Origin of the sequence: Streptomyces gilvus, from assembly GCF_022513565.1 — a bacterium.
Classification (GTDB): domain Bacteria; phylum Actinomycetota; class Actinomycetes; order Streptomycetales; family Streptomycetaceae; genus Streptomyces; species Streptomyces gilvus.
The window spans coordinates 68,407-95,307 of sequence record NZ_JAKWBE010000001.1; the positions used below are offsets into that span (position 1 = coordinate 68,407).

At 70.5% G+C, this 26,901-nt stretch carries 29 protein-coding genes; 18 read left to right on the forward strand and 11 right to left on the reverse strand.

Annotated elements, in window-relative coordinates; genetic code table 11:
• Positions 1–146: 146 nt before the first annotated feature.
• Positions 147–1,004, reverse strand: a complete 858-nt coding sequence (locus MKW14_RS00315; RefSeq protein ID WP_240858884.1) for a helix-turn-helix transcriptional regulator — start codon at positions 1,002–1,004, stop codon at positions 147–149.
• A gap of 109 nt (positions 1,005–1,113) precedes the next feature.
• Between MKW14_RS00315 and MKW14_RS00320 the strand changes: the two genes are divergently transcribed.
• The 3 genes from MKW14_RS00320 (at position 1,114) to gcl (ending at position 6,402) form a co-directional block, all read left to right on the forward strand.
• The gene (locus tag MKW14_RS00320; protein ID WP_240858012.1) at positions 1,114–2,787 is read left to right on the forward strand and encodes an AMP-binding protein; all 1,674 of its coding nucleotides are present in this window, start codon (positions 1,114–1,116) and stop codon (positions 2,785–2,787) included.
• On the forward strand, positions 2,784–4,376 hold the full coding sequence (locus MKW14_RS00325) for an AMP-binding protein (RefSeq protein ID WP_240858013.1): 1,593 nt from the start codon (positions 2,784–2,786) through the stop codon (positions 4,374–4,376). The genes MKW14_RS00320 and MKW14_RS00325 overlap by 4 nt, the downstream gene beginning before the upstream one ends.
• Positions 4,377–4,617: 241 nt before the next feature.
• On the forward strand, positions 4,618–6,402 hold the full coding sequence (gene gcl, locus MKW14_RS00330) for a glyoxylate carboligase (RefSeq protein WP_240858015.1): 1,785 nt from the start codon (positions 4,618–4,620) through the stop codon (positions 6,400–6,402).
• A gap of 203 nt (positions 6,403–6,605) precedes the next feature.
• Here the strand turns inward: gcl and MKW14_RS00335 are convergent, their stop codons facing one another.
• From MKW14_RS00335 to MKW14_RS00345, 3 genes are all read right to left on the reverse strand, one after another.
• Positions 6,606–6,845, reverse strand: coding sequence for a hypothetical protein (locus tag MKW14_RS00335; protein WP_165954738.1), 240 nt, complete (start codon positions 6,843–6,845; stop codon positions 6,606–6,608).
• Positions 6,846–7,227: 382 nt separating this feature from the next.
• Positions 7,228–8,118 (reverse strand): 2-hydroxy-3-oxopropionate reductase, encoded by an 891-nt coding sequence (locus tag MKW14_RS00340; protein ID WP_240858016.1) that lies wholly within the window; start codon positions 8,116–8,118, stop codon positions 7,228–7,230.
• 24 nt (positions 8,119–8,142) lie between these two features.
• Positions 8,143–8,964, reverse strand: a complete 822-nt coding sequence (locus MKW14_RS00345) for a TIM barrel protein (RefSeq protein ID WP_240858017.1) — start codon at positions 8,962–8,964, stop codon at positions 8,143–8,145.
• Between the two features lie 124 nt (positions 8,965–9,088).
• On the opposite strand from MKW14_RS00345, the gene polX reads away from it, so the two are divergent.
• From polX to MKW14_RS00390, 9 genes are all read left to right on the forward strand, one after another.
• The gene (gene polX, locus MKW14_RS00350; RefSeq protein ID WP_240858018.1) at positions 9,089–10,831 is read left to right on the forward strand and encodes a DNA polymerase/3'-5' exonuclease PolX; all 1,743 of its coding nucleotides are present in this window, start codon (positions 9,089–9,091) and stop codon (positions 10,829–10,831) included.
• A 94-nt stretch (positions 10,832–10,925) separates the two neighbouring features.
• Entirely contained in the window at positions 10,926–11,177 is a 252-nt protein-coding gene (locus MKW14_RS00355) for a hypothetical protein (RefSeq protein ID WP_240858020.1), read from the forward strand.
• Positions 11,174–11,542 carry a helix-turn-helix domain-containing protein gene (locus MKW14_RS00360; protein ID WP_240858022.1) on the forward strand — a complete coding sequence of 123 codons (369 nt, stop codon included), beginning with the start codon at positions 11,174–11,176 and terminating at the stop codon, positions 11,540–11,542. Before MKW14_RS00355 ends, MKW14_RS00360 begins: the two co-directional genes overlap by 4 nt.
• Before the next feature lie 128 nt (positions 11,543–11,670).
• Complete coding sequence (uraD, locus tag MKW14_RS00365; RefSeq protein ID WP_240858024.1) at positions 11,671–12,183, forward strand: 2-oxo-4-hydroxy-4-carboxy-5-ureidoimidazoline decarboxylase; 513 nt, start codon at positions 11,671–11,673, stop codon at positions 12,181–12,183.
• A gap of 3 nt (positions 12,184–12,186) precedes the next feature.
• Positions 12,187–12,594 (forward strand): hydroxyisourate hydrolase, encoded by a 408-nt coding sequence (gene uraH, locus MKW14_RS00370; protein WP_240858025.1) that lies wholly within the window; start codon positions 12,187–12,189, stop codon positions 12,592–12,594.
• Between the two features lie 6 nt (positions 12,595–12,600).
• Positions 12,601–13,506, forward strand: coding sequence for a factor-independent urate hydroxylase (pucL, locus tag MKW14_RS00375; RefSeq protein ID WP_240858026.1), 906 nt, complete (start codon positions 12,601–12,603; stop codon positions 13,504–13,506).
• A gap of 10 nt (positions 13,507–13,516) precedes the next feature.
• Positions 13,517–14,896: an 8-oxoguanine deaminase gene (locus MKW14_RS00380; protein ID WP_240858027.1), complete on the forward strand. Its 1,380-nt coding sequence runs from the start codon at positions 13,517–13,519 to the stop codon at positions 14,894–14,896.
• A gap of 193 nt (positions 14,897–15,089) precedes the next feature.
• Positions 15,090–15,698: a TMEM175 family protein gene (locus MKW14_RS00385; RefSeq protein ID WP_240858028.1), complete on the forward strand. Its 609-nt coding sequence runs from the start codon at positions 15,090–15,092 to the stop codon at positions 15,696–15,698.
• 121 nt (positions 15,699–15,819) lie between these two features.
• Positions 15,820–16,437, forward strand: a complete 618-nt coding sequence (locus MKW14_RS00390; protein ID WP_240858029.1) for a GNAT family N-acetyltransferase — start codon at positions 15,820–15,822, stop codon at positions 16,435–16,437.
• Positions 16,438–16,465: 28 nt separating this feature from the next.
• On the opposite strand, the gene MKW14_RS00395 is transcribed toward MKW14_RS00390, so the two are convergent.
• The 5 genes from MKW14_RS00395 to MKW14_RS00415 all read right to left on the reverse strand — a co-directional run bounded on the left by MKW14_RS00395 (position 16,466) and on the right by MKW14_RS00415 (position 19,402).
• Positions 16,466–16,888, reverse strand: a complete 423-nt coding sequence (locus MKW14_RS00395; RefSeq protein WP_240858030.1) for an acyl-CoA thioesterase — start codon at positions 16,886–16,888, stop codon at positions 16,466–16,468.
• 65 nt (positions 16,889–16,953) lie between these two features.
• A complete protein-coding gene (locus tag MKW14_RS00400) occupies positions 16,954–17,577 on the reverse strand; it encodes a hypothetical protein (RefSeq protein ID WP_240858031.1) in 624 nt (207 codons plus the stop codon).
• A gap of 120 nt (positions 17,578–17,697) precedes the next feature.
• Positions 17,698–18,297 carry a histidine phosphatase family protein gene (locus MKW14_RS00405; RefSeq protein ID WP_240858033.1) on the reverse strand — a complete coding sequence of 200 codons (600 nt, stop codon included), beginning with the start codon at positions 18,295–18,297 and terminating at the stop codon, positions 17,698–17,700.
• Positions 18,298–18,341: 44 nt separating this feature from the next.
• Positions 18,342–18,545 carry a DUF397 domain-containing protein gene (locus tag MKW14_RS00410; protein ID WP_240858886.1) on the reverse strand — a complete coding sequence of 68 codons (204 nt, stop codon included), beginning with the start codon at positions 18,543–18,545 and terminating at the stop codon, positions 18,342–18,344.
• On the reverse strand, positions 18,545–19,402 hold the full coding sequence (locus MKW14_RS00415) for a helix-turn-helix domain-containing protein (RefSeq protein ID WP_240858035.1): 858 nt from the start codon (positions 19,400–19,402) through the stop codon (positions 18,545–18,547). The genes MKW14_RS00410 and MKW14_RS00415 overlap by 1 nt, the downstream gene beginning before the upstream one ends.
• 163 nt (positions 19,403–19,565) lie before the next feature.
• On the opposite strand from MKW14_RS00415, the gene MKW14_RS00420 reads away from it, so the two are divergent.
• From MKW14_RS00420 to MKW14_RS00440, 5 genes are all read left to right on the forward strand, one after another.
• A complete protein-coding gene (locus MKW14_RS00420; protein WP_240858887.1) occupies positions 19,566–20,024 on the forward strand; it encodes an ATP-binding protein in 459 nt (152 codons plus the stop codon).
• A gap of 315 nt (positions 20,025–20,339) precedes the next feature.
• Positions 20,340–20,537, forward strand: coding sequence for a hypothetical protein (locus MKW14_RS00425; RefSeq protein WP_240858037.1), 198 nt, complete (start codon positions 20,340–20,342; stop codon positions 20,535–20,537).
• Between the two features lie 469 nt (positions 20,538–21,006).
• The gene (locus MKW14_RS00430) at positions 21,007–22,224 is read left to right on the forward strand and encodes a DUF262 domain-containing protein (RefSeq protein ID WP_240858039.1); all 1,218 of its coding nucleotides are present in this window, start codon (positions 21,007–21,009) and stop codon (positions 22,222–22,224) included.
• Positions 22,221–23,369, forward strand: a complete 1,149-nt coding sequence (locus tag MKW14_RS41200; RefSeq protein WP_240858040.1) for an AAA family ATPase — start codon at positions 22,221–22,223, stop codon at positions 23,367–23,369. The genes MKW14_RS00430 and MKW14_RS41200 overlap by 4 nt, the downstream gene beginning before the upstream one ends.
• Before the next feature lie 30 nt (positions 23,370–23,399).
• Positions 23,400–24,332 carry a hypothetical protein gene (locus MKW14_RS00440; protein WP_240858041.1) on the forward strand — a complete coding sequence of 311 codons (933 nt, stop codon included), beginning with the start codon at positions 23,400–23,402 and terminating at the stop codon, positions 24,330–24,332.
• A gap of 6 nt (positions 24,333–24,338) precedes the next feature.
• On the opposite strand, the gene MKW14_RS00445 is transcribed toward MKW14_RS00440, so the two are convergent.
• Positions 24,339–24,713 carry a sigma factor-like helix-turn-helix DNA-binding protein gene (locus MKW14_RS00445; RefSeq protein ID WP_240858043.1) on the reverse strand — a complete coding sequence of 125 codons (375 nt, stop codon included), beginning with the start codon at positions 24,711–24,713 and terminating at the stop codon, positions 24,339–24,341.
• Between the two features lie 231 nt (positions 24,714–24,944).
• Positions 24,945–26,153 (reverse strand): pyridoxal phosphate-dependent aminotransferase, encoded by a 1,209-nt coding sequence (locus MKW14_RS00450; protein ID WP_240858045.1) that lies wholly within the window; start codon positions 26,151–26,153, stop codon positions 24,945–24,947.
• 87 nt (positions 26,154–26,240) lie between these two features.
• On the opposite strand from MKW14_RS00450, the gene MKW14_RS00455 reads away from it, so the two are divergent.
• Positions 26,241–26,867, forward strand: coding sequence for a winged helix-turn-helix transcriptional regulator (locus tag MKW14_RS00455; RefSeq protein WP_240858047.1), 627 nt, complete (start codon positions 26,241–26,243; stop codon positions 26,865–26,867).
• Positions 26,868–26,901 lie beyond the last annotated feature (34 nt).

The window sequence follows — 26,901 nt, forward strand, 5'->3', positions numbered from 1 at the left end:
TTGAAATTCGGACGGACCTGGTGGTGAGGGACATAACAAGGGTGCAGCATACGGAAATTCAAAGCATCGCGTAATGAATAGCCGCTTGTCGAGACGGTTGCCGCGGGCCGGGCGTCGCGGGGCAGGCGGGACTTTCGCAACAGGCCCTACGGCAGCAGCCCCGTCCGGCGGGCCGCGGCGACCGCCTCCCCCCGGGTGTGCGCGCCCAGCTTGCGCATCGCCGAGCGCAGATAGCTCTTCACCGTCTCCGGCCGCAGCCCCAGCCGCTCGGACGCGACGGCGTTGGTCACCCCGGCCGCGAGACAGGCGAGGACGTCCAGCTCACGGGGGGCCAGCCGGACGCCTGGCCGCGATGTCCGAGGCGTCAGCAGCGCGCACGCCGCCAGCAGCTCCTCCCGCAGCGCCGGGTCCGCGATCCGCGGGGCCAGGGCGCGCAGCGCCGCGTGCGCCTCCCGGACCTGCTCCCAGGCGGAACCGGGTGCCAGGTCGGCGGCGGGCGGCGCACCGGCGGCCGCCGCGACGAGCTCGCGCACCTCCTCCCGCACGACCAGCGTCTGCTCCACGTCCCGGGCCGCCTCCATCGCCGCGTCCAGCGTGCGGCCGCCGAGCGGCTGGGCCGTGCGCAGGGCGCCGTACAGCACACCGCGCACCCGGCGCCGTACCACCACCGGGACCGCCAGCACCGAGCGCAGACCCTCGGCGGCGACGGGGACGTCGTACTCGTGGCTGATCTGCCGCGACGAGGAGTAGTCCGTCACGGCGCAGGGGCGGGCGAGGGCGACCGCCCGGCCGCCGAGGCCGTTGCCGGAGGTCACCGGCAGGCCGCTCAGCGCGCTCGTGGCGGCGCCGCTGAGTTCGCTGATGCGCACGTGCCGGCGCCCGGGCTCCACCAGCCCGCCGAAGGCGACCGGGAGCCCGGTCGTGCGCCGCAGCCGCACCAGCGCGTTCCGTATCTCGACCGCTCCGCTCGCGTCCGCCGTCACCTGCTCGCCCTTTCTGTGCAGCGCACACCCCCGTACGGGGGTAGTGAGACCTGCATCACGGATTACACGATGGCAGAGAGCCGCCCGGCAATGGTCCGGTCAGAGGGGCACCAGAAAGGGAGGACGCACGATGACGACGGCCACGGAGGAGTTCCGGAGGGCGCGGGACTTCCTGCTCGCGCACCGCGAGGACTACGCGCAGGCATACGAGGGGTTCGGCTGGCCCCGGCCCGAGCGCTTCAACTGGGCGCTCGACTGGTTCGACGTCATCGCCGACGGCAACGACCGGCCCGCCCTGCACATCGTCGAGGAGGACGGCACCGAGGTCCGCGTCACCTTCGCGGAGATGTCCGAACGCTCGGACCGGGTGGCCAACTGGCTGCGCGACCGGGGAGTCGCCGCCGAGGACCGCGTCCTCGTCATGCTCGGCAACCAGGTCGAGCTGTGGGAGACGGCCCTCGCCGCGATGAAGCTGCGGGCCGTGGTCATCCCGGCCACCCCGCTGCTCGGCCCCGCCGACCTGCGCGACCGCGTGGACCGGGGCCGGGTCAAGCACGTGGTCGTACGGGCGGGGGACACCGCCAAGTTCGACGACGTGCCCGGCGCCTACACCCGCATCTGTGTCGGCGGACTGCCCGAGGAGGGCTGGGAGCCCTACGAGGACGCCTACGCCGCCCCCGCCGAGTTCCTGCCCGACGGGCCCACCCTCGCCGACGACCCGCTGATGCTGTACTTCACCTCGGGCACCACCGCCCGCCCCAAGCTGGTCGAGCACACCCACACCTCGTACCCGATCGGGCACCTGGCCACCATGTACTGGATCGGCCTGAGGCCCGGGGACGTGCATCTCAACATCTCCTCGCCCGGCTGGGCCAAGCACGCCTGGTCCAACCTGTTCGCCCCGTGGAACGCGGAGGCGACCGTCTTCATCCACAACTACACGCGCTTCGACGCGGCCCGGCTGATGGCCGAGATGGACCGCGCGGGCGTCACCACCTTCTGCGCCCCGCCGACCGTGTGGCGCATGCTCATCCAGGCCGACCTCACCCAGCTGCGCACCAGGCCGCGCGAGGTCGTGGCCGCGGGGGAGCCGCTGAACCCCGAGGTCATCGAGCAGGTCCGGCGCGCCTGGGGCGTCACCGTCCGGGACGGCTTCGGGCAGACCGAGACGGCCGTGCAGGTCGCCAACAGCCCCGGCCAGCGGCTCAAGACCGGCTCGATGGGCCGGCCGAGCCCGGGCTACAAGGTGGAGCTCCTCGACCCGGTGACCGGGGCGCCCGGCGCCACCGAGGGCGAGATCGCCCTGGACCTGTCGGCCCGGCCCGTCGGCCTGATGACCGGCTACCACGGCGACCCGGACCGCACGGCCGAGGCGATGGGCGGCGGCTACTACCGGACGGGGGACGTCGCCGCGCGCGACGAGGACGGATACCTCACCTACATCGGCCGCAGCGACGACGTCTTCAAGGCCTCCGACTACAAGATCAGCCCCTTCGAGCTGGAGAGCGCGCTGCTGGAGCACGAGGCGGTGGCCGAGGCCGCCGTCGTGCCCGCCCCCGACGAGCTGCGTCTCGCGGTGCCCAAGGCCTACGTCGTGCTCGCCGAGGGCTGGCAGCCGGGCCCCGACACCGCGAAGGTGCTCTTCGAGCACTCCCGCGAGGTCCTCGCCCCCTACAAGCGCATCCGCCGTCTGGAGTTCGCGCCCCTGCCCAAGACCGTCTCCGGCAAGATCCGCCGCATCGAGCTGCGCGAGGCCACTGCGGCCGGGTCGGACGCCGAGTACCGCGAGGAGGACTTCCGGTGAGCGCGCAGCTGTCGTACACGCACGGGACGGGCACCACCGCCCTGCTCGGTGACACCATCGGGGCCAACCTGGACCGGGCCGCGGCGAGCCGGCCGGACCGCGAGGCGCTGGTCGACGTGCCGTCGGGGCGGCGCTGGACCTACGCCGAATTCGCCGCCGACGTCGACGAGTTGGCGCGCGCCCTGGTGGCGAGCGGGGTCGTCAAGGGCGACCGGGTGGGCATCTGGGCGGTCAACTGCCCCGAGTGGGTGCTGGTGCAGTACGCCACCGCCCGCGTCGGCGCCGTCATGGTGAACATCAACCCGGCCTACCGGACGCACGAGGTGGAGTTCGTTCTGGGCCAGTCCGGTGTCTGCCTGCTGTTCGCCTCGCTCAGCCACAAGAGCAGCGACTACCGCGCGATGGTCGAGGAAGTCCGGGGCAGATGCCCGCAGTTGCGGGAGACGGTGTACATCGGCGACCCGACCTGGGACGCGTTCCTGCGGCGGGCCACCCCCGACGCCGCGTACGCGGAACTGTCCTGCGACGACCCCATCAACATCCAGTACACCTCGGGCACGACCGGCTTCCCGAAGGGGGCCACCCTCTCGCACCACAACATCCTCAACAACGGTTATTTCGTGGGCGAGTCGATCGCCTACACCGAGCAGGACCGGATCTGCATCCCGGTGCCCTTCTACCACTGCTTCGGCATGGTGATGGGCAACCTGGCCGCCACCTCGCACGGCGCCTGCATGGTCATCCCCGCCCCCTCCTTCGACCCGCGGGCGACCCTGGAGGCGGTCCAGCAGGAGCGCTGCACCTCCCTCTACGGCGTCCCGACCATGTTCATCGCCGAGCTGAACCTCCCCGACTTCGCCGACTACGACCTCACCTCCCTGCGCACCGGCATCATGGCGGGCTCGCCCTGTCCGGTGGAGGTGATGAAGCGGGTGGTCGCCGAGATGCACATGGAACAGGTCTCCATCTGCTACGGCATGACGGAGACGTCACCGGTCTCGCTGCAGACCAGGATGGAGGACGACCTGGAGCACCGCACGGGCACGGTCGGCCGCGTCCTGCCGCACATCGAGGTGAAGATCGTCGACCCGGCCACCGGCGTGACCCAGCCCCGGGGCGCCGCGGGCGAGTTGTGCACCCGCGGCTACAGCGTGATGCTCGGCTACTGGAACGAGCCCGAGAAGACCGCCGAGGCCGTCGACCCCGGCCGCTGGATGCACACCGGCGACCTGGCGACGATGCGCGAGGACGGCTACGTCGAGATCGTCGGCCGCATCAAGGACATGGTCATCCGGGGCGGCGAGAACATCTACCCGCGCGAGATCGAGGAGTTCCTCTACGGCCACCCGAAGATCCAGGACGTCCAGGTCGTGGGCGTGCCGCACGAGACGTACGGCGAGGAGGTCCTGGCCTGCGTCATCCCCCGCGACCCCGCCGACCCGCCGACCCTGGAGGAGGTGCGCGCCTTCTGCGAGGGCCGGCTGGCGCACTACAAGGTGCCCAGCAGGCTGCAGATCCTGGACTCCTTCCCGATGACGGTGTCGGGGAAGGTGCGGAAGGTGGAGCTGCGGGAGAAGTACGGCGTCTGAGACGCGACGCCGATGCGGGACGCCACCGGGACCTCTGTCCCGGTGGCGTCCTTTTTTCGTCCGCCCCGGTCCGGCCCTCCCTTGACGCCCCTCCCTTGACGGCCTTCCCTTGACGGCCTTCCCGCCCCCACCTACATTGCTTCCAGATAGTAGAAGTTAGTTTCCACTATACGGAAGTACGGAAGACTCGCCGCGGGGCGCGACGGGAGTGCGAATCCGACAGCCGAGGCAGGAGTACTCGATGGCACGAATGACCGCCGCCCGTGCGGCAGTTGAGATCCTCAAGCGCGAGGGCGTCAGCGACGCGTTCGGGGTGCCGGGCGCGGCGATCAACCCCTTCTACGCGGCTCTCAAGGCCTCCGGCGGCATCACCCACACCCTCGCCCGTCATGTCGAGGGCGCCTCCCACATGGCCGAGGGCTACACGCGGACCCGCCCGGGCAACATCGGCGTCTGCGTCGGCACGTCCGGTCCGGCCGGCACCGACATGATCACCGGGCTCTACTCGGCCATCGGCGACTCCGTCCCGATCCTGTGCGTCACGGGCCAGGCACCGACCGCCGTGATCCACAAGGAGGACTTCCAGGCCGTCGACATCGCCTCGATCGCCGCTCCGGTCACGAAGATGGCGGTCACCGTGCTGGAGGCCGCCCAGGTCCCGGGCGTCTTCCAGCAGGCCTTCCACCTCATGCGCTCCGGCCGCCCCGGGCCGGTCCTGATCGACCTGCCGATCGACGTGCAGCTCACGGAGATCGAGTTCGACCCGGAGACGTACGAGCCCCTCCCGGTCTACAAGCCGGCCGCGACCCGCGCCCAGATCGAGAAGGCGGTCGGCCTGCTGAGCGCCGCCGAGCGCCCGCTGATCGTGGCGGGCGGCGGCGTCATCAACGCGGACGCCTGCGAACTCCTCGTCGAGTTCGCCGAGTTGACCGGCACCCCGGTCGTGCCGACGCTGATGGGCTGGGGCGTGCTGCCCGACGACCACGAGCTGAACGCGGGCATGGTCGGCCTGCAGACCTCCCACCGCTACGGCAACGCGACCTTCCTTGAATCGGACTTCGTCCTCGGCATCGGCAACCGCTGGGCCAACCGCCACACCGGCCGGCTGGACGTCTACACGGCCGGCCGCACCTTCGTCCACGTCGACATCGAGCCGACGCAGATCGGCAGGATCTTCCCGCCCGACTACGGCATCGCCTCCGACGCCAAGGCCGCGCTGGAGCTGTTCGTCCAGGTGGCACGCGAGTCGAGGGCGGCGGGCACACTGCCGGACCGCAGCGCGTGGGCGGCCGCGGCCCAGGAGAGGAAGGCGACCCTCCAGCGCCGTACGCACTTCGACGACATCCCGATCAAGCCGCAGCGCGTCTACGAGGAGATGAACAAGGCCTTCGGCCCGGACACCCGGTACGTCTCCACGATCGGCCTCTCCCAGATCGCCGGCGCCCAGATGCTGCACGTCTACCGGCCCCGCCACTGGATCAACTGCGGCCAGGCGGGCCCCCTGGGCTGGACGATCCCGGCGGCGCTCGGCGTGGCCAAGGCCGACCCCGGGGCGCCCGTCGTGGCCCTCTCCGGTGACTACGACTTCCAGTTCATGATCGAGGAACTGGCGGTCGGGGCGCAGCACCGGATCCCGTACGTCCATGTCCTGGTCAACAACTCCTATCTGGGCCTGATCCGTCAGGCGCAGCGGGCGTTCGACATCGACTTCCAGGTGAAGCTGGAGTTCGAGAACGTCAACTCGCCCGAACTGGGCGTCTACGGCGTCGACCACGTCAAGGTCGCCGAGGGCCTGGGCTGCAAGGCGATCCGGGTGACCGACCCGGCGGAGCTGGGCGCGGCCTTCGAGCAGGCCAAGAAGCTCGCCGAGGAGTACCGGGTCCCGGTGGTGGTGGAGGCGATCCTGGAGCGGGTCACCAACATCTCCATGTCCACCACCAACGACATCGGCAACGTCGTCGAGTTCGAGGAGATCGCGACCGAGCCGGGGCACGCGCCGACCTCGATCAGGACGCTGAAGGTCTGAGGCACTCCCGCACAAAGGGCGGCTCATCCCAGTCGGGGTGAGCCGCCCTTCGCGGTGTCCGGGGCCCGCCGCCCCCGTGTCGGCGGGTCCCAGGCTTCGTGAATATGCCCTCGGGGACGGGCGGTTGAAGCCAGTTGACCGATGTTCAGAGCTGGATTTGAGGTTTGCGTAGCCGTCCTACGTCCCCGGGCGTACGTACGTGGTCACGTCAGTTCGTGGTGCTCGGACAGCCCCGGCCAGTCCTCGGGGCCGCCGCCCTGCCACTCGATGAGCTCGCTTCCCTCGACGTCCGTGACGTAGAGGTCGGCCAGCCGCAGGATCTCGGACACGTCGTCCACGTGCGTGGCGATGCCCAGCGTCCTGTCGCCCTCCGTGACCCGCCGCGAGCCGTCCAGGGCCGGCGCGTGGACCACGACATGCGGATGCTCCGTCGGATGTGCCATGCCTTCAGACTCCTGCGGAAGCGAGGGCTCCGCACCCGGAACGGCGGGAGGCTCCGCACCCGGAACGGCGGGAGGCGCCGGATGCGGATCGGTTCCGCATCCGGCGCCTTACGGGTGGCCGGGACGGCGGTGGGTGCGACGGGCCGGGGGCTCCTTCCCTCAGGTCGTAGAAGGAGGTTCCGGTCCCTTCACCACCGCACTGGCTCGCACACCGCCGCGGTCCTCGCCTCGCCCGCGCCGCCGGCCGGCCACCCCTCATCCGGGCCGTCCGACGGCCGCGGGCCGTCTGTGGTTCTCATTGCCGTGCTTGGTTTCCGGTCCGCGGCGGCGCCTGGGCGCGACAGGACTGATGTCGGCGCCGCCGCGGACCGGAAGTCGGGGGTCAGGCCTGGGCGCCGGAGAGGCGCTCCACGCCCCGCAGCAGGGCCGAGTGGTCCAGGCCGCCGTCGCCCTGGGCCCGCAGGCTCGCGACGAGTTGGGCGACCACGGCACCGACCGGGAGCGCGGCGCCGACGGTGCGGGCCGCGTCCGTGACGATGCCCATGTCCTTGTGGTGCAGGTCGATCCGGAAGCCCGGCTTGAAGTCGCGGCCGAGGAAGTTGTCCTTCTTCCGGGCCAGCACGGTCGACCCGGCGAGGCCGCCGCCGAGGACGTCCAGCGCGGCCTTCAGGTCCACGCCGGACTTCTCCAGGAAGACCACGGCCTCGGCGCACGCCTGGATGTTGACGGCGACGATCAGCTGGTTGGCGGCCTTCACCGTCTGGCCCGAGCCGTGCGGACCGCACAGCACGACGGTCTTCCCCAGCGCCTCGAAGAGCGGCCTCGCCGCGTCGAAGTCCGCCTGTTCGCCGCCGACCATGATGGACAGCACGGCCTCCACGGCGCCGGCCTCACCGCCGGAGACGGGGGCGTCGAGCACGCGGACGCCCTTGTCCCGGGCGGCCTTCGCGAGGTCGACGGAGGTCTGCGGGGTGATCGAGGACATGTCGATCAGGAGGGCGCCGGAGCGGGCGTTGTCCAGGATGCCGTCGGGGCCGTACGCGATCGCCTCGACCTGCGGTGACGCGGGCACCATCGTGATGATCACGTCGGCCTCGCGGACGGCCTCGGCGACGGAGCGCGCCGGGGTGCCGCCGGCGGCGGCCAGGCGGTCCAGCTTGTCCTGCTCCAGGGTGAAGCCGGTGACGTCGTAACCCGCCTTGATCAGGTTCTCGGACATCGGGGAGCCCATGATGCCGAGGCCTATCCAGGCGATCTTGGGGAGCTTGCTCATGCGGGTGCCTCTCAGTGCAGGGGGTCAGCGGGACAGCCAGTCGAAGGCCTCGGAGCTCGGACGGTCGCCCGGCTTGTACTCCAGGCCCACCCAGCCGTCGTAGCCGGCCTTCTTCAGCCGGCCGAGGAGGTCCTCCAGCGGCAGCGAACCCGTTCCGGGCGCACCGCGGCCGGGGTTGTCGGCGATCTGGACGTGGCCGGTCACCGGGGCGAACTCGTCGATCACCGCCGGCAGGTCCTCGCCGTTCATGGACAGGTGGTAGAGGTCCATCAGGAAGCGCGCGTTGTCCAGGCCCGTAGCCCGGTTCACCTGGTCGACGACGCCGACCGCGGCCGGGGCCGACACCAGCGGATACAGCGGCGACTCGGGCTTGTTGAGCGCCTCGATCAGCAGGATCGCGCCGATCCGGTCGGCCGCCCGCGCCGCTAGGACCAGGTTCTCGAGCGCCAGCGCGTCCTGCTCGGCGGGGTCGACGCCCTCGACGCGGTTGCCGTAGAGGGCGTTGAGCGCCGTGGCGCCGAGCGAGTGGGCGAAGTCGGCGGCCACCTCGATGTTGGCGCGGAACCGCTCCGACTCCTCGCCCGGGACCGACAGGGCGCCGCGGTCGGGGCCCGGCAGCCGACCGGCGTAGAAGTTCAGACCGGTGAGCCGGACGCCGGCGTCCTCGATCGCGTGGCGCAGGGCGTCCAGCTCGGACCGCTCGGGCGTGGGGGTCTCGACCCAGGGCCACCACAGCTCGACGGCGCCGAAGCCGGCCGCGGCGGCGGCCGCGGGGCGCTGAAGCAGCGGGAGTTCCGTGAAGAGGATCGACAGGTTGAGGTTGAAGCGCTGGTCTGCGAATCCCATGCGGGTCGGCGCCCCTTCCGAGTCGGGATGGTTCCGCGGTTGATAATTCCGTATTGCGGAAGTTCATTTCTGCTTAATGGAAGGCTGCATGTGTCGGTGCGGTGCTGTCAAGTACTCTGAGGTGGTGGCCCGGTCCAACGACGAGGTCGCCGCGCTGCTCCAGGAGTACGCCGACCTCATCTCCATCACCGGCGGAGACGCGTTCAGGGCACGCGTCTACGAGAAGGCGGCGCGCGCGGTCGGCGGTCACCACGCCGACGTCGCCGGCCTCGACCTCAAGGGCCTGCAGGAGATCCCGAACGTCGGGAAGTCGATCGCCCAGAAGGTCCTGGAGTACTTCGGCACCGGCAGCGTCCCGGCGGTGGAGGAACTGCGGGCGAAGATCCCCGCAGGGGTCCGGCGCCTGACGGCCATCCCCACGCTCGGCCCGAAGAAGGCCCTTACGGTCTACGAGGAACTCGGCATCTCCTCGGTCGAGGAACTCGCCGAGGCCATCCACCAGGAGCGGCTGCGCGACCTGAAGGGCTTCGGGCCGAGGACCGAGGAGAACATCCTGCACGGCATCGAGCTGCTGCGGTCCTCCGGCGGCCGTGTCCAACTCGACGTCGCCATGGACCTGGCGGAGGACGTCGTCGGCGCGCTCTCCGAGGTGCCGGGCTGCGAACGGTGCGCCTACGCCGGCTCGCTGCGGCGGGTTCGCGAGACCATCGGCGACATCGACATCCTCGCCGCCTCGACGAAGCCGGCGCCGATCATGCGGGCCTTCACCCGGCTGCCGTACGTCACGGAGGTGATCGGTACGGGCGAGAAGAAGACGTCCGTGCGCACCACCAAGGGCCTGAACGTCGATCTGCGCGTGGTCCCGCCCGACTCCTGGGGCGCGGCGCTGCAGTACTTCACCGGCTCCAAGGCGCACAACATCCGCACCCGTGAGCGGGCCGTCCACCACAAGCTGAAGCTCTCCGAGTACGGCCTCTTCGACGTCGAGACCGGCGAGAAGATCGTCTCCGAGACCGAGGAGGAGGTGTACGCCCGCCTCGGACTGCCCTGGATCCCGCCGACCCTGCGCGAGGACCGCGGCGAGATCGAGGCCGGGCTGCGCGGCGAACTGCCCGCCCTGGTCGTCGAGTCCGACCTCCGGGGCGACCTGCACACCCACACCGACCTCACCGACGGACTCGCCCCGCTGGAGGAGATGGCCGAGGCGGCCGCCGCGCGCGGCTACGCCTACTACGCGATCACCGACCACGCGCCCGACATGGCCATGCAGCGCATGACCGACGAGCGGATGCTGGCCCAGCGGGCCCGGGTGCGGGAACTCGACGGCGCCTACCCGACCCGGGGCCGGCGCGGCGGGCTGCGCCTGCTGCACGGCACCGAGCTGAACATCGGGCCCGACGGGGAGGTGGACTGGCCGGACGACTTCCTCGCCGGGTTCGACCTGTGCGTGGCGTCCGTCCACTCGCACTTCAACCAGTCCCGCGACGCCCTGACCCGCCGTCTCGTCCGGGCCTGCGAGAACCCGTACGTCAACATCATCGGGCACCCCACCACCCGCGTCCTCGGCAGGCGCCCCGGCATCGACGCCGACCTCGACGCGGTCTTCGCCGCCTGCGCCCGCACCGGCACCGCCCTGGAGGTCAACGCCCACCCGGACCGTCTCGACCTGCGCGACGAGGACATCCTGCGGGCCCGCCGCCACGGCGTGCGCTTCGCCGTGAACAGCGACGCCCACGCCGTCCCGCACCTCGCCACCATGCGCTACGGCATCGGCACGGCCCAACGCGGCTGGCTCACCCCCGACGACGTGATCAACACCTGGCCGGAACGCCGCCTGCGGACCTTCCTGCGCAAGGGGCGGAGCTGACGGTGACCTGCTCTTCTCCGGTGGTGGGCGGGTTCGTGCGGTCGCCGGTGAGAAGGGCTGCCCGAACGCGCCTACCGGGCGTTAGGTTGAGCGCGTGCGATTGAGAGTGGAGTTCACGACCGAGCCCTTCGATCTCGACGAGGCGCCCGCGCACGCGCTGGTCGCCCGCGAGGTCATCGAGGGGGCCGAGCTGGACGCGGTGGACGTCGGCCCCTTCGGCAACACGGCGGAGGGCGGTGCCGACGCCGTCCTGACGGCCCTGGACGTCCTGCTGCGCAAGACCCTGGAGGCCGGCGCCACCCGGATCACGCTGCAGGTCAACGTCCTCGGGGAGGGCGGCGCGTGACCGGCACCGGGGACGAACCGTTCATCACGGCCGTGAAACCGCTGGTCGACGCGATGGGCGGGGAGATGCTCCCGCCGGACGAGGCCGGCCCCGACGACGTCGTGCTCGCCTGGGAGGGCGTCGACGTCGTCGCCGTACGCCTGCCGCAGCTCGCGGACTCCCTCGACCACATCCTGGCCGCCATGGAGCGCAAGCAGGGCAGACCCCTGGCCGAACTGGACCGCAAGGCCAAGCAGGAGGTCGTACGGATACTCGAGGCGCGCGGCGCCTTCTCCGTACGGCACGGCGTGGAGACCGTCGCCGGTGCGCTCGGCGTCAGCCGGTTCACGGTCTACAACTACCTCAATCGTGAGAAGGAAGGCTGAGCGGGCCTGGGTCCGCCGCGTTTCGTCACCCGGAATTTTCAACAAAGTGTTGACGTGATGTCGCGTGGGGGCGTTAGCTGACGGCACCCGCTGAAGCACGACGGCCGTTCGCGGCCACGGAGGCTCCCGTGACGTCGACATCCACGCCCCCGGGCCTGGCCCGGTTCAACGCCCTGGAGGAGCGGGCGGCCCACGCCGCGCTCCACGAGGCGTGCGCCTCCACGGCATGGGTGCGGCGTCTGCTCGCCGCCCGCCCCTACGCCACCGCCGAGGACCTCTACGCCGCGAGCGACGCCGCCATGGCCGAGCTGACCACGGCGGACCTGGAAGAGGCGATGGCCGGGCATCCGCCGATCGGCCGCCCCAAGGAGGGCGATCCGACCTCGGCCCGGGAGCAGCGCGGCATGGCCGGCGCCTCCGAGGAGCTGAAGGCGCAGATGCTCGAACTGAATCTGGCCTACCAGGACCGGTTCGGCCATGTCTTCCTCATCTGCGCCACCGGCCGAAGCGCCGAGCAGATGCGCGACGCGATCGAGGAGCGGATCGGGAACGCGCCAGAGAAGGAGCGCGAGATCGTCCGCACCGAGCTGGGGAAGATCAACCGTATCCGCCTCGCCCGGCTCGTCGAAGAGGAAGCCTGAACCATGAGCACCAGCACCACCGCCTCCGTGTCCACGCACATCCTGGACACCAGCGTCGGCCGCCCCGCCCGGGGCGTCTCCGTCCAGCTCTCCGCCCGCGGCGGCCGGGACGCGGACTGGCAGGCGCTCGGCGGTTCGGCGACCGACGCCGACGGCCGGTGCAAGGACCTTCCGGACCTGCCGGAGGGGACGACCCACGTACGGCTCGACTTCGCCGTCGAGGCGTACTTCGCAGCGAAAACCGCCGACAAGCAAGCCGATGCGCAGCAGGACGCCCCCGCGAATCGGGACAGCGGTACCGGCGTGTTCTTCCCGGAGGTGGCGATCACGTTCGCCGTCGTGCCGGGCGAGCACTACCACGTACCGCTGCTGCTCAACCCGTTCGGCTACTCCGTATACCGAGGGAGCTAGCTACAGATGCCCACCATTCTGGGACAGAACCAGTACGGCAAGGCCGAGAACCGAGTCGTCAAGATCACGCGGGACGGCGCCACCCACCACATCAAGGACCTCAACGTCTCGGTGTCGCTCTCCGGCGACATGGACGAGGTCCACTACTCCGGCTCCAACGCCAACGTCCTGCCGACCGACACCACCAAGAACACGGTGTACGCGTTCGCCAAGCAGCACGGCATCGAGTCCGCCGAGCAGTTCGGCATCCACCTCGCCCGGCACTTCGTCACCTCGCAGGAGCCCATCCACCGGGCCCGCGTCCGCATCGAGGAGTACACCTGGGAGCGGATCGAGCACACGGGGGAGGGCGCGCACTCCTTCGTCCGCAAGGGCCAGGAGACCCGGCTCGCCCAGGTCACCTACGACGGCTCCGCGTGGGAGGTCGTCTCCGGCCTCAAGGATCTCACCGTCCTGAACTCCACCGACTCCGAGTTCTGGGGCTACGTCAAGGACGAGTACACCACCCTGCCGGAGGCGTACGACCGCATCCTCGCCACCGAGGTCTCCGGCCGCTGGCGGTTCAACTGGACCGACGACGCCCAGCCGGCGCCCGACTGGGACGAGTCCTACGAGCAGGCCAGGAAGCACATGCTGCAGGCCTTCGCCGAGACGTACTCGCTCTCGCTCCAGCAGACCCTGTACGCCATGGGCACCCGGATCATCGACCACCGCGACGAGATCGACGAGGTGCGTTTCTCGCTCCCGAACAAGCACCACTTCCTGGTGGACCTGGAGCCGTTCGGGCTGAAGAACGCGACCGAGGACGGTGCCGTCTACGTCGCCGCCGACCGGCCCTACGGCCTGATAGAGGCCACCGTCCTGCGCGACGGGCGCGAGGCGAAGATCCCGGCGGACCTCACCAATCTCTGAAGGACGAACCATGGCAGCAGCCCAGCGCACCGTCATCGAGAACTGTTCGATCGCGACGGTCGACGCCGACGACACCGAGTACGCCTCCGGCCACCTCGTCATCGCCGGCAACCGCATCGAGTCGCTCGGCGCGGGCCGGGCGCCCGAGGGCCTGGAGAACGTCGTACGCCGTATCGACGCCTCCGGCCATCTGGTGACGCCCGGACTGGTCAACACCCACCACCACTTCTACCAGTGGATCACCCGGGGCCTGGCCACCGACCACAACCTCTTCGACTGGCTGGTCGCCCTCTACCCGACCTGGGCGCGCATCGACGAGCCGATGGTGTACGCGGCCGCCCAGGGGTCCCTGGCGATGATGGCCCGCGGCGGTGTCACCACCGCCATGGACCACCACTACGTCTACCCGCACGGCTCCGGCGACCTCTCCGGCGCCATCGTCCGCGCGGCCCGCGAGACGGGCGTCCGCTTCACCCTCGCCCGCGGCTCCATGGACCGCAGCGAGAAGGACGGCGGCCTGCCCCCGGACTTCGCGGTCGAGACGCTGGAGGGCGCCCTCGCCGCGACCGAGCAGACCGTCAAGGAGCACCACGACGCCTCCTTCGACGCCATGACCCAGGTGGCCGTGGCGCCGTGTTCCCCCTTCTCCGTCTCCACCGAACTCCTGCGGGAGGGCGCCGAGTTGGCGCGCAGACTGGGCGTACGGCTGCACACCCACGGCTCGGAGACGGTCGAGGAGGAGAACTTCTGCCACGAGCTGTTCGGCATGGGGCCGACCGACTACTTCGAGTCCACCGGCTGGCTCGGTGAGGACGTGTGGATGGCGCACTGCGTCCACATGAACGACTCCGACATCGCCGCCTTCGCCCGGACGGGGACCGGCGTCGCCCACTGCCCCTCGTCCAACGCCCGTCTCGCCGCCGGTATCGCCCGCGTCCCCGACATGCTCGCGGCCGGCGTCCCCGTCGGCCTCGGCGTCGACGGCACCGCCTCCAACGAGTCCGGCGAACTGCACACCGAACTGCGCAACGCCCTGCTCGTCAACCGCCTCGGCGCACACCGGGAGGCGGCCCTCAACGCCCGCCAGGCATTGCGCCTGGGCACCTACGGCGGCGCCCAAGTCCTGGGCCGCGCCCGGGAGATCGGCTCGCTGGAGCCGGGCAAGCTCGCCGACCTGGTCCTCTGGAAGCTGGACACCCTGGCCCACGCCTCCATCGCCGACCCGGTCACCGCGCTGGTCTTCGGCGCGGCGGCCCCGGTCACCGCGTCCTTCGTGAACGGCCGTCAGATCGTCGAGCGGGGGCGCCTGTTGCACGTCGACGAGGACGAGATCGCCCGCTCCACCCGGGCCGAGGCGCAGCGACTGGCACGGATCTCCGCACAGGGCTGACCCGTTCCGATCTCCGGTCGAGGGGGACGGCCCTCGACCGGTGGCCGTGGACCCCGACCGGGCCCATGGCGGCCGTCTCCGGGGCGCGCAGGGACGTGCGCGCCCCGGAACGGTCTCCGGCATCTCCACGGGGTGCGTGGCGGCGGCCACGACACGCGGGAGGTGGCACCCCCGATGGTGCACGCTGTCTCCCATGAACGAGTCCGGCCGTGTCGAGGCCTTCAGCGACGGTGTGTTCGCCATCGCCATCACCCTGCTCGTCCTGGAGATCAAGGTCCCGGAGATCGGCGAACACGGCAGCCTGTGGCGGGCGTTGGGGGCGCAGTGGCCCTCGTACGCCGCCTATGTGGTGAGCTTCCTGGTCATCGGCATCATGTGGATCAACCACCATCAGGTCTTCAGCTACGTCGCCCATGTCGACCGCACGCTGATGTTCCTGAACCTGCTGGTGCTGATGGTGGTGGCCGCGGTGCCCTGGCCGACGGCGGTCCTCGCGGAGTATCTGCGCGAGGACGCGGCCTCGCATGTCGCCGCGGCCGTCTACAGCCTGGTCATGGTGGCCATGGCGCTCACCTTCCAGGCCCTGTGGTGGCATCTCACCCGCACCGGCCACCTCTTCGACTCCCGCGTCGACGTCCCGGCCGCCCGGGCGACCCGGGCCCGCTTCGCCCTCGGCACCCTCGCCTACCCGATCACGGTGGGCCTGGCCTTCGTCTCGGCCCCCCTGACCCTGGCCGCCCACGGCCTGATCGCCCTGTACTACGGCTTCAACCAGGTCCCGGTCCCGACCCGGGAGGCCTGATCTTGGGGGAGAGCCCGACCTCCTTGGCGAACTGGTTCCTCAACTGCCGTTCAGGGGCGGCGAGTTCGCGCGCAGGAGTGTGGCGGCCCAGAGGGAGGTACGCCCGGCATAGGGTCGGGTCATGCAGAAGATCGTGAGCCGGCTGACCGTGCCCGCCACGCCCTCGGCCCCGGCCCTGGTGTTGCGCCCCTGGCGGACGGCCGACGTACCGGCGCTGGTCGGCCTGATCGGTGACGAGGCGCTGCGGCGCTGGACCAGTTGGGACGTCGAGGACGAGGCCGGCGCCGTCCGCTGGGTACGGGCGCAGCGGCGGGGTTGGGAGGCCGGTGACCGTTTCGCCTTCGCCGTCGTGGAAGCACCCGAAAGCGAAACGGCCGGATGCGAAGGCGCCGGATGCGAAAGTGCCGGGGCCCCCGCTGTCCCCGCCCTCCCCGTCGGGCACGTGGTGCTCAAGCGGCCCGTCCCCGGTGCCGCCTCCGCCGAGGTCGGTTACTGGACCGCCGCTCGTGCCCGGGGCCGCGGTGTGGCGCCCCGGGCGGTGGGGGCGCTGACCGAGTGGGCGTTCGCGGCGTTCGCCGGGGACGGGCTGGTCCGTCTCGAGCTCCGGCATCAGGTCGACAACGCCGCCTCCTGCCGGGTCGCCGAGAAGTGCCGGTACGGACTCGGCGCGGTGCTGCCCGCCGCACCGCCCGCCTTCCCGCTCGACGGACATGTGCATGTGCGGACGCCGGAAAGCTGAGCAGGCGCTGAGCAGGTGCTGACCAGGCTCAGAAGCCGAACACGCTCGGGTCCGTCGCCAACTCCTCGAGGATCTTCCGCGGTTCGGGGGCCAATCGGCGCTGCTCCAGATCCATCAGCCCGCCGACCGCCGTGATCTCGGCCGCCACCGTGCCGTCCGCCTTGCGGATGGTCTGCTCGATGCGGAACGTCTTGCCCTCGGACCAGGCGAACGCGCATGTCACCTGGACCTCGTCGCCGGCGATGAGCTCCCGTCGGTAGCGGATGGTCGTCTCCAGGGCCACCGGGCCGACGCCTCTGCCGATCAGCTCCGCCTGGCTGATCCCGGCCGCCCGCAGTAACGACCAGCGGGTGTGCTCCGCGTAGTTGAGATAGACGGCCTGGTTGAGGTGACCCTGTACGTCGGTTTCGTACCCGCGCACGGTCACCGGGACGGAAAACGGTTCGCTCACTGCTTCCTCTCCTCCTGCGGCTCGCACAGTTGGACGATGTGACCGACAGATCTTGGCATGCCTTCCTATGCGCGGCGAGGCGACGCCAGCAGATAACGGGCGCCCGCCCGTGGGTCGTTGTGCTCGCTCACCTGCCAGCCGGCCCGCTCCAGCGTCCCCGCGCAGGCCCGCAGCGACCCGGGGTCCGGCTCGTGCACGGCGACCGCCTCCGGCTGCGGGGTCGCCCGCACCCGGTATCCCGGCCCGTCCCCTGCCGCGGGCCGATGGCCCGCCGCCTCCAGGGCGAGCGCCGCGGCCTGCACCAGATGCGACCGCTCCCAGCCGCACGGCCGGTGCGTCGCCCCGTCCCGGTTGGTCATCCGGCGCAGCTCCAGCAGCCCCTGCCAGGCGCTGTGCACCTCCCGCGTGCGGCCGGGCCCGTCCGCCGACGTCTCCTCGCCCCCGACGCGCGCCGCGAACACCCCGGTGGCGGGCGCCTCGGCCTCGACCGGTACCCGCGGCTCCTCGGACTCCCGTATCCGGTGCCCGGCCGGGGTCAGGAAGTGGTCGTGCGGCGGCCGCGGGTGCCGGAAGGCGAGCCCGCGCTTCACGAGCGCCGCGAGTTGTGCCTCCGTCCCCCTCAGCCGCCCGGTGACGGGATCGGCGGCGTCGATGACACGCCGCTGTGCGGCGGTCGGCGGTCGTGTCACGGCGTGCTCCCTCCCGGCGCGGAACGTCCTCGACGGCCACGCACCCGGCCCCACCAGGTGCGATCACCCCATTCGAAGACTACGACGGCGGTCTGACAACGGCGTGCCCGCCGGGCGCCGCTACCGCGTCGGCCGGATGTTCCATCCCGCGATCACCGGCCGCCCGTGCTCCGTCCCCAGCCGGCACAGGGTCCCGGTCACCAGCTGGAACAGCGCCCCGCCCGACGGCGGCAGACCGAGCCGCCGGGCGGTCAGGACCCGCAGGATGTGCCCGTGCGCCACGAGCACCACGTCCCCCTCGGTGTCGGCGAGGGCCGCGTCGACCTTGGCCAGCATCCGGTCCGCACGCGCCCCGACCTGCTCGGGGGTCTCCCCGGGGCGCTCCGGCGGACCGGGCGCGACCCCGTCCGTGAACAGGAACCACCCGGGCCGCTCGCGCTGGATGTCGGCGGTCGTGACGCCCTCGTAGGCGCCGTAGTCCCACTCCCGCAGATCCGGGTCCACCCGCACGTCGTGCAGCCCGATCAGCTCGGCCGTGTCGCGGGCCCGCCGCAGGGGGCTGACGAACGCGGCCCCGATCCGCTGCGAGCGGATCAGCGGCACCAGCCGCCGCGCCTCCTCCCGCCCCCGCTCGGTCAGCGGAACATCGCTCGACCCGGTGTGCCGCCCGGACCGCGACCACTCGGTCTCACCGTGCCGGACGAGGAAGAGATCACCCATGCGTCTCAGGCTACGAGCCGATGGACCGAGTGCCATGTCGTACGTCAGTGATCGGCGGCGTACGAGAGGAAGGCGGCCCACTCCTGGGCACCGAAGGCGAGCTGCGGGCTCTGCACGTGCTTCGAGTCCCGTACGTGGATGGTCCTGGGGGCGAAGGCGACCTCCACACACTCCGGGCCGTCGTTCGTGCTGTAGCTGCTCTTGAACCACTCCAGCGCGGAACCGTTCCCCGTCGAGGGGTTGGTCATCATGTCTCTCCCAGCACTTTCTCGATGAAGGCCAGCGACTCACGGGGCGTGAGGGCCTGGGCCCGGATGATGCCATAGCGGATCTCGTGGATCTGGACCTCCTTGGGATGGGAGATCAGCCGACTGGTGAGCTGGACCTCGTTGTGCCCCACGGTGTCCCCTTCCTTGAGCCGGAGCAGCTGAAGCGACCCCGCGAGACCGGCGTGGTCCTCCCGGTCCGTGGGCATCACCTGGATCTCCACGTTCCGTCGCTGACCGACCTCCAACAGGCGTTCGAGCTGCTTCCGCATCACCATTCTGCCCCCGAGCGGGCGGCGCAGTGTCACCTCTTCCTGGACGAAGCTGAAGACGGGAGCGGGTTGCCGGTCGAAGATCTCCTGCCGTGCCAGTCGAGCGGCGACAAGGCGCTCGACCTCCTCCTCGGAGAAGGGTGGACGTCGCATCCCGTACAACGCCCTCGCGTACTCCGGCGTCTGCAACAGGCCGTGGACGACAGAGTTGGCGTAGGCGCACAGCTCGACCGCCTCCCCCTCCAGCTTCGCCAGATCCCGCACCTTCTTCGGATACCGCGCCTCCTCCACGTCCTTCTTCAGCCCGGCGATCAACCCACCCGCGTCCAGCACCCCGTCGGCGGCCTCCAGAAACGTCGAACTCGGCGCCCGCCGCCCCCGCTCCACCGAGGAAACCTGTTCCTCGCTGTACCCGATCGCCGCCCCCAACTCGGCCTGCGTCAGCCCCTTCCGCTCCCGGCACGTCTTGACGACCCGTCCCACCGTGCGCAGTACCGCCGCCGACTCCTCGTCATCGGCGCCGTACGGCTCCGTCCCGTCGCCGCCCTGCGGTTCTCGCCCCGTCACGCCCACGCCCGGACACCTCCACGTGCCGCCCGTACCCAACTCCCCGCCGACGGACGACGTAACGCCACACCGCCCGGACAGAGCCGGACAGCACCCGGACAGTGACTCCACGTACCGTCGTCGTTACTGGTCAGCGTAGAGTCGCGTGACCACGCTGAGTGACATGAACGCCGATATTGCCCCCATGAGGGCACAGCAGGCCGCCCCCGCCCGACACTTCACGATCCGCCTGTCGGCCACCCCCAGAGGCGCCCGCCTCGCCCGCCACCTCGCGGCCGAGCGACTCCACACCTGGGGCTGGCCCTACGACTCCGACGCCAACCGCACCGCGACCCTCCTCGTGGCCGAACTCGCCACGAACGCCGCCCTGCACGGCCGGGTGCGCGGCCGTGACTTCCGCCTGCGCCTCACCTTCTACCCGGCTGACCCGGCCCTCCGTATCGAGGTCACCGACCCCCGCCCCGACCGTCGCCCGCCCACCCCCGGCGGCCTCCCGGCACCGTCCTCGGAGTCCGACTCCGGCCGAGGCCTCGTCCTGGTCGAGGCCCTGTCCACCCACTGGGGAACGACCGGCAACGACCCGTACACCAAGACGGTCTGGTGCGAAGTCGCCCTGCGGTGACTGTTCAGTGGCGTCTGCGACGCTGCCGGGCATGACGTGGACCGCATTCAAAGAGCTTTCCTTCTACTGGACTTCCTGGACCGTGTTCGAGGCTCTGTGGATCGGACTGCTGTGGGCTTCACGCAGCCGGGTACCGGGGCGGGCGGTGTACTGGATCCGGCCGGCGAGACGTATCTGGCGCCGGGCGTGCGAACCGGATCGTCGCCGGCCGATGTGCCTCGGTCCCCTTCCAAGCGGCGCCCATTCTGATCGCCATCCGCGCCCGTCCTGCCGTTGAGGCCAGGTCCCGACGGAGGCTCGGTCGCCTCGCTGTGGATGCTCGCCGCCATTGCGGTGTACGGCACCGTGTCCATCGCCCTCATGGCCGCCGACGAACGGGCCACGGCCGTCTCCGACCCGGCGGGGCTGGTCACCGCGCGGGCTGCACTGTTCCTCAAGGTGCTGTTGGAGGAGCCGGAGGCGAGACGGTCTCAGGAGTCGGCTCTCGACAACCACGGCAAGGCCTTCCGCTGACTGTGCCGTGCCCTGCGTACTCAGGCCAGGTACTTGCCACGCGAACTGCCGTGCGCGGTGCGGGAGCGGGTCCGCCGGACACGGAACGGCTGATCGCGGTGGTCCTGCCTGGCGGAGGAGCCGCCACGGACGTGCTCGTCCTCGCCGGCCTGTTCAGCGTCGCGGCCGTCTTCCCGCCTCTGCGGGCGGTCCTTGAGAGGGTCACCACGGGACTGTCCGGTTCGGCGCAGGGCCATCGCGTGGAACCGGCTGCTGACGACCGGTCGGCTCGGCGTCCGGAACCGGAAACCAGACATTCCGCATGCCCCGACTGCGCTGAGGGATCCGCCGTCACCGGAGGATCACGGACGGTAGGGTGAAAGACGATCGATGGGGACACGGTGTTCCCGCAGGCGCATGAGGGGGAGGGCGACGAGACGACATGGCCGCGCTGGAGGAGAGTCAGGGACGTACTCGGGATCAACGGTCGGTGTTCGAGCGGTATCAGGACGCGGCCGCTGAGGCGGGGGAGCCTGACGCGCCGGTGTTCGCCGTGGAAGTCACCGCCGACGGCCGGCCGACCGACATCGAGCGCGAGGAGGGCGAGGAAGCGGCGTTCGAGGAGATCACCTCTCCCTTCGACCCCGAGCACATCGACATCGACACCCGGACGACCACCGTCGACCTGCTGCTCTCCCGCCTGCGCAACGAGATGATCGACCTCGCGCCCGACTTCCAGCGCAAGGCGGGCATCTGGACCGACGGCAAGCAGAGTCGGCTCATCGAGTCGCTGCTGCTGCGCATCCCCATCCCGTCGTTCTATGCCGCCGAGAACAAGGACGGCAGCTGGGCCATCGTCGACGGCATCCAGCGCCTCACGTCGATCGCCCGTTTCCTCGAGCCCCAGGCGGTCGGCGCCGATCCGCTGAAGCTGACGGGCCTGGAGTATCTGCGCAACTTCGAGGGCGCAAGTTTCACGGACCTGTCCGGAAAGCTCCAGATCCGGCTGCGTGAGACGGAGGTCGTCGTCCACGTCATCCGACGCGGTACACCCGAACCGGTGATGTTCAACGTCTTCGCGCGCATCAACACCGGAGGCGAGCCCCTCACTCGGCAGGAGATCCGGCACGCGCTCATCCCCGGCCGGGCCCGTACCCTCCTCGCGGAACTCGCGGTGACTCCGGAGTTCCGGCAGGCCACCGGCTACAGCGTTGTCGGCGACCGGATGGCCGACCGGGAGATGGCGCTCCGCTTCCTGGCCTTCCGCATGACTTCCCCGCACGCGTACCGGCCCGGTGACTTCGACGCGTTCCTCGCCGAGGCGATGCATCAGGTGAACCGTCTCGACAGCGCGGACGAGGACCGGCTGCGATTCGAGTTCCTCACGGCGATGACCGCGGCGAAGGAGATCTTCGGCCCGCACGCGTTCCGGAAGTACCGCCGCAACCAGCAGCGCAAGTCACCCATCAACAAGGCCCTCTTCGAGGCCATCGCCGTCAACCTGGCGGGCCTGAGCCACTACGAGCGCGAGGAGCTGCGGCGGGCCGACGTTCTCGACGCCTTCGCCGATCTCATGGAGGACGTGGACTTCGAGCGCGCCATCTCGGTGGGCACCGGTGACGCCAGGAAGGTGCGCAAGCGGTTCGACGCGGTCAAGGAGCTCTTCGAGAACGCCCTAGGCGCTGAAGGCGGGGGCGCCGAGCAGTGATCAACCGTGTCACGCTGATCAACTTCAAGGCCTTCCGGCGTCTGGAGCTGCCCCTCGGCCCGCTAACTCTCCTCACCGGTCTCAACTCTTCGGGCAAGAGCAGCGTCCTGCAATCGCTGGGACTGCTCAGGCAGTCGTACGAGACGCAGATGCTGGTCAGGACGAAGCGTGCCGGAGGCGGCCTGCTGCTGAACGGCGATCTCGTCGCCCTGGGAACGGCACAGGATGTCCTGCACGAGGACTTCGGGCCGGTGGAGGAACTCCCCACGGTCAACGAGCCGCTCGTCGCCTTTGTCATCGAGGAGGACGGCGAGGAGCGCACCTGGGCCGCCGCGTACGACATCCGCCATCCCGACCAGGACGTCATGCCGCTGGCGGAGGGATCGGTGCGCGCGCAGCTGGCCGAGCAGCCGTTCCAGTACCTGCACGCGGACCGCATCACCCCGGCGGTCACCTACCCCCGTTCCCACCAGATCGCCGTGGCCCGCGGGTTCCTCGGTGTGCGTGGCGAACACACTGTCAACTACCTGCGCCACCACACGGCTCAGGAAGTACCCACGCAGGTGCCCGAGGGCCCCCTCCGCCACCGTGGTGCCGCCTCCCCCCAGCTCCTGGACCAGACGATCGCCTGGATGCAGGAACTGTGCCCCGGTGTCAATATCGAGACGGATCCCATCGAAGGCACCGACTCGGTCCGCCTCTCCTACGGCTTCGGCGGCACCGCCGGCATCAACGCCACCCGTCGCCGCCGCCCCACGAACGTCGGCTTCGGGCTCACCTACGCGTTGCCCATCGTCGTCGCCTGCCTCACCGCGACACCCGAGAGCCTGATACTGCTGGAGAACCCCGAGGCCCACCTGCACCCGAAGGGGCAGAGCAGGATGGCCGCACTGCTCTCCGCGGCCGCCGCCACCGGCGCCCAGCTGATCGTCGAGACGCACAGCGACCACGTGCTGAACGGCATCCGCATCGCTGTGAAACAGGGTGTCCTGCAACCGGAGGACACGGTCGTGCACTACTTCCAGGGCAACGGGGCCGGCACCGAGGTCGTCACCCCCCGCATCGACAAGGACGGCATGCTTCAACAGTGGCCCGAGGGCTTCTTCGACGAGTGGGAGAACTCGCTCGACCAGCTGCTGGACTGACGGTACGGGCCGACACAGGGGGAGCAAGACGTGCCACTGCTGTTTCTGAACGAGAAATCCTGGGGAACGGCCTGTGACCCGGCGCGGGCCGAACGGGCCATGGCCGACTTCGTGAACGCCGTGCGCGCCGCAGCGACCGCGGGTGGATCGGACACGGCACTGGTGAGCGAGGTGGACGTCAAGGCCCTGGAGATCGCGGAGGGGTATCCCGTCAACAAATGGATCGGCGCCAGCCCGCGCAACCGCGCCCTCTGGCAGCGCCTTCGTGGCTTACAGGGAAGATCTCCCGTCCGCAGCGTTTTCCCGGCGCGGGACGCCGCCGATCATCTCGAGTACCGCCATGACGGTGAGGTCGTCCTGGGACTGGGCGCCGCGCACTTCATGGACGGCATCGCCGTCAGTCTCGCGGTGGCGCGGCAGTGGCAGGCCGACCACGTGACCCTGGAGCGGAGCGAACTGGTTGAGGACGACGACGGCACACTGAAGATGCGGCAGGACACCGTCGACGTCCGGCATCTGGCCGCTGAGCCGCACCTCGACGGGCACCTGGACTGGATCCGCAAGACGCGCCAGGAAGGTGTTACCACCGGCCTGCGCATCTGGGACAGCAGGGCCGACCTCTACCCCCACCTCACCTTCCTGCCACGTGTCGGGGACCAGCTCAGCGACCTGAACCCGCACTGGGTCGTGCCCGTACGGCGCTGCCTGGAGAAACTCGAGGCGGCCGCCGCCGCATGGGACCCCGCCACCATGGCAGAACCGGAATGGCGGACCAAGGTGACTCCGGAAGGAGAAACCCGTAAGCGGGTGTGTCAGTTCGAGGACCTGGACGGGAAGGTGGAGACCTTCCACCTCCACGCCCGCTTCACCCCGGGAGCCGGCCGCATCCACTTCCGCCTGGTCGGGGAGGAGGGCGGGCTCCGCATCGCGCACATCGGCGGCAAGATCTGCCCCGATCTCTGACCGGCCTCAGAACAGCGTCTCCTGTCCTTCCGGCACTCGCGACCTCCTGGATCTGGGCGCCGGGGCGGCAACCTCTGCGACCGGTGAGGGCGCGGAAGGCTGCGGCCTCTCCTTCGGCGCCGCCGGCTTGCGCTTGCGACCCCGCTTTCTCCGAGGTGTCGGCACCCCGCCTTCCAGCACCTCCTGCAACCGGTTCCGCGTCCGCGTCTCCAACTGCCGTATGCGCTCGCGTATGACGTCGTAATCCTTGCCGATGTCGTCCAGCGTCTCCCGCTCGCCGCCCACCAGTCCGCAGAGCCGCCGCATCACGTCCGCCTCATGCTCCGTGAGGCCGGCGTCCGTCGGCCGGCCGATGCGGCGGACCGCGTCGACCTCGGCCACCGTGAGGTTCGCATCGCGACGGCCACAGCGCGCGCGGAGAGGGACCTCCCCTCGGCGGCCGGCCGTGACTTCCACGCCGTGCGCCGGAAGCGGTCCTCTTCCATGTGGGAGTGCGCGGCAGCCATGACCGCGTTCAGGTTCCCTACCCGCCTCTGTCCCCTCGGCGCCTTCCGAGGCGTCGCCTGCGTCGACTGCCACCGCCGTGGCCTCGGAGTCCTGCGCGCGTGGCGACTACTGGCGATAGCCGCTGAGGAACCGTCCGATCCGTCCGATCGCCGCCTCCAGGTCCTCCGCGTGGGGGAGGGTGAGGATGCGGAAGTGGTCGGGGGTCGGCCAGTTGAAGCCCGTGCCCTGGACCACCTGGATCTTCTCCCGCAGCAGCAGGTCCAGGACGAACCTCTCGTCGTCGTGGATCCTGTGCACCTTCGGGTCGATGCGCGGGAAGGCGTACAGGGCGCCCTTGGGCTTCACGCAGGACACCCCGGGGATCTCGTTGAGCTTCTCCCAGGCGACGTTGCGCTGTTCGTACAGCCGTCCGCCCGGGGTGGTCAGCTCGCGGATGGACTGGCGGCCACCGAGCGCGGCCTGGATGGCGTACTGGGCGGGCGCGTTGGCGCACAGCCGCATGGAGGCCAGCATGGTCAGGCCCTCCAGGTAGTCGCGGGCGTGCTGCTTGGGGCCGGTGACCACGAGCCAGCCCGAGCGGAAGCCGGCCACCCGGTACGTCTTCGACAGCCCGCAGAAGGTGAGCACGACCAGGTCGGGGGCGAGGGCCGCGGCGGAGTGGTGTACGGCGTCGTCGTAGAGGATCTGGTCGTAGATCTCGTCGGCGAAGACCATCAGACCGTGGCGGCGGGCCAGATCGAGGATTCCCTCGACGATCTCCTTCGGATAGACCGCGCCGGTGGGGTTGTTGGGGTTGATGATCACGACGGCCTTGGTGCGGCCGGTGATCTTCGACTCCATGTCCGCCAGATCCGGGTACCAGTCGGCCTGTTCGTCGCAGAGGTAGTGAACCGCCTTGCCCCCGGCGAGGGTTGTCACCGCCGTCCACAGCGGGAAGTCGGGGGCGGGGATCAGGATCTCGTCACCGTCCTCGATGAGCGCCTGCACGGCCATGGAGACCAGCTCCGAGACGCCGTTGCCGAGGAAGACGTCGTCGACGTCGACCTCCAGGCCGAGGGTCTGGTAGCGCTGGGCGACCGCGCGGCGGGCGGAGAGGATGCCGCGGGAGTCGGTGTAGCCGTGCGCCTGGGGGAGCATCCGGATCATGTCCTGGAGGATCTCCTCCGGCGCCTCGAAGCCGAAGAGCGCGGGGTTGCCGGTGTTCAGGCGCAGCACGCTGTGGCCCGCCTCCTCCAGCGCGTTGGCGTGCTCGATGACCGGTCCGCGGATCTCGTAGCAGACCTCGCTGAGCTTGTTCGACTGCCGGAACTCCATGCTCGCTCGCCCCTCCGCTTTCGTGTGTTGCTTGGTTTTACCAAGTTCGAGCTTGGAAAGTCCAACAACATGTCTAGACTGCGTCGCATGTCACCTCGCCGAAGCTACGACCAGTACTGTTCCGCAGCCCGTGCCCTGGACCTGGTGGGCGACCGCTGGACCCTGCTGATCGTCCGGGAGCTGCTGGCCGGACCCCGCCGCTACACGGACCTGCACGCGGACCTGCCGGGCGTGAGCACGGACGTCCTCGCCTCCCGGCTGAAGGACATGGAGCGGGACGGACTGACGAGCAGGCGCCGGCTGCCCCCGCCGGGAGCCGCCTACGTCTACGAACTCACGGCGCGAGGACGGGAGTTGCTGCCCGTGCTGCAGGCGCTGAGCCGGTGGGGGCAGGACGAGCTCGGCGACCGGCGGCCCACCGACGCCCTGCGCGCCCACTGGTTCGCGCTGCCCCTGCTGCGCGCCCTGCAGGGGGAGGGGCTGGTCGAAGTACGGCTGGAGGAAGGCGACTTCCATCTGTACGTCGGCACCGAGGACGGCCCGGTGTACGGCGACGGGCCCGCACCCGGCGAGCCGGACGCGCGGCTCGTTCTCGACGCGGAGACCTGCGCGGCCCTGGCGCGCGGGGAGGTGGCTCTCGCCGACGCGGTACGGGACGGGCGGGTCGCCGTGACCGGCGACGGCACCCTCGCCAAGGCACTGAGGGAGACATGACGAAGGGGCCCACCGTGGCGGCACGGTGGGCCCC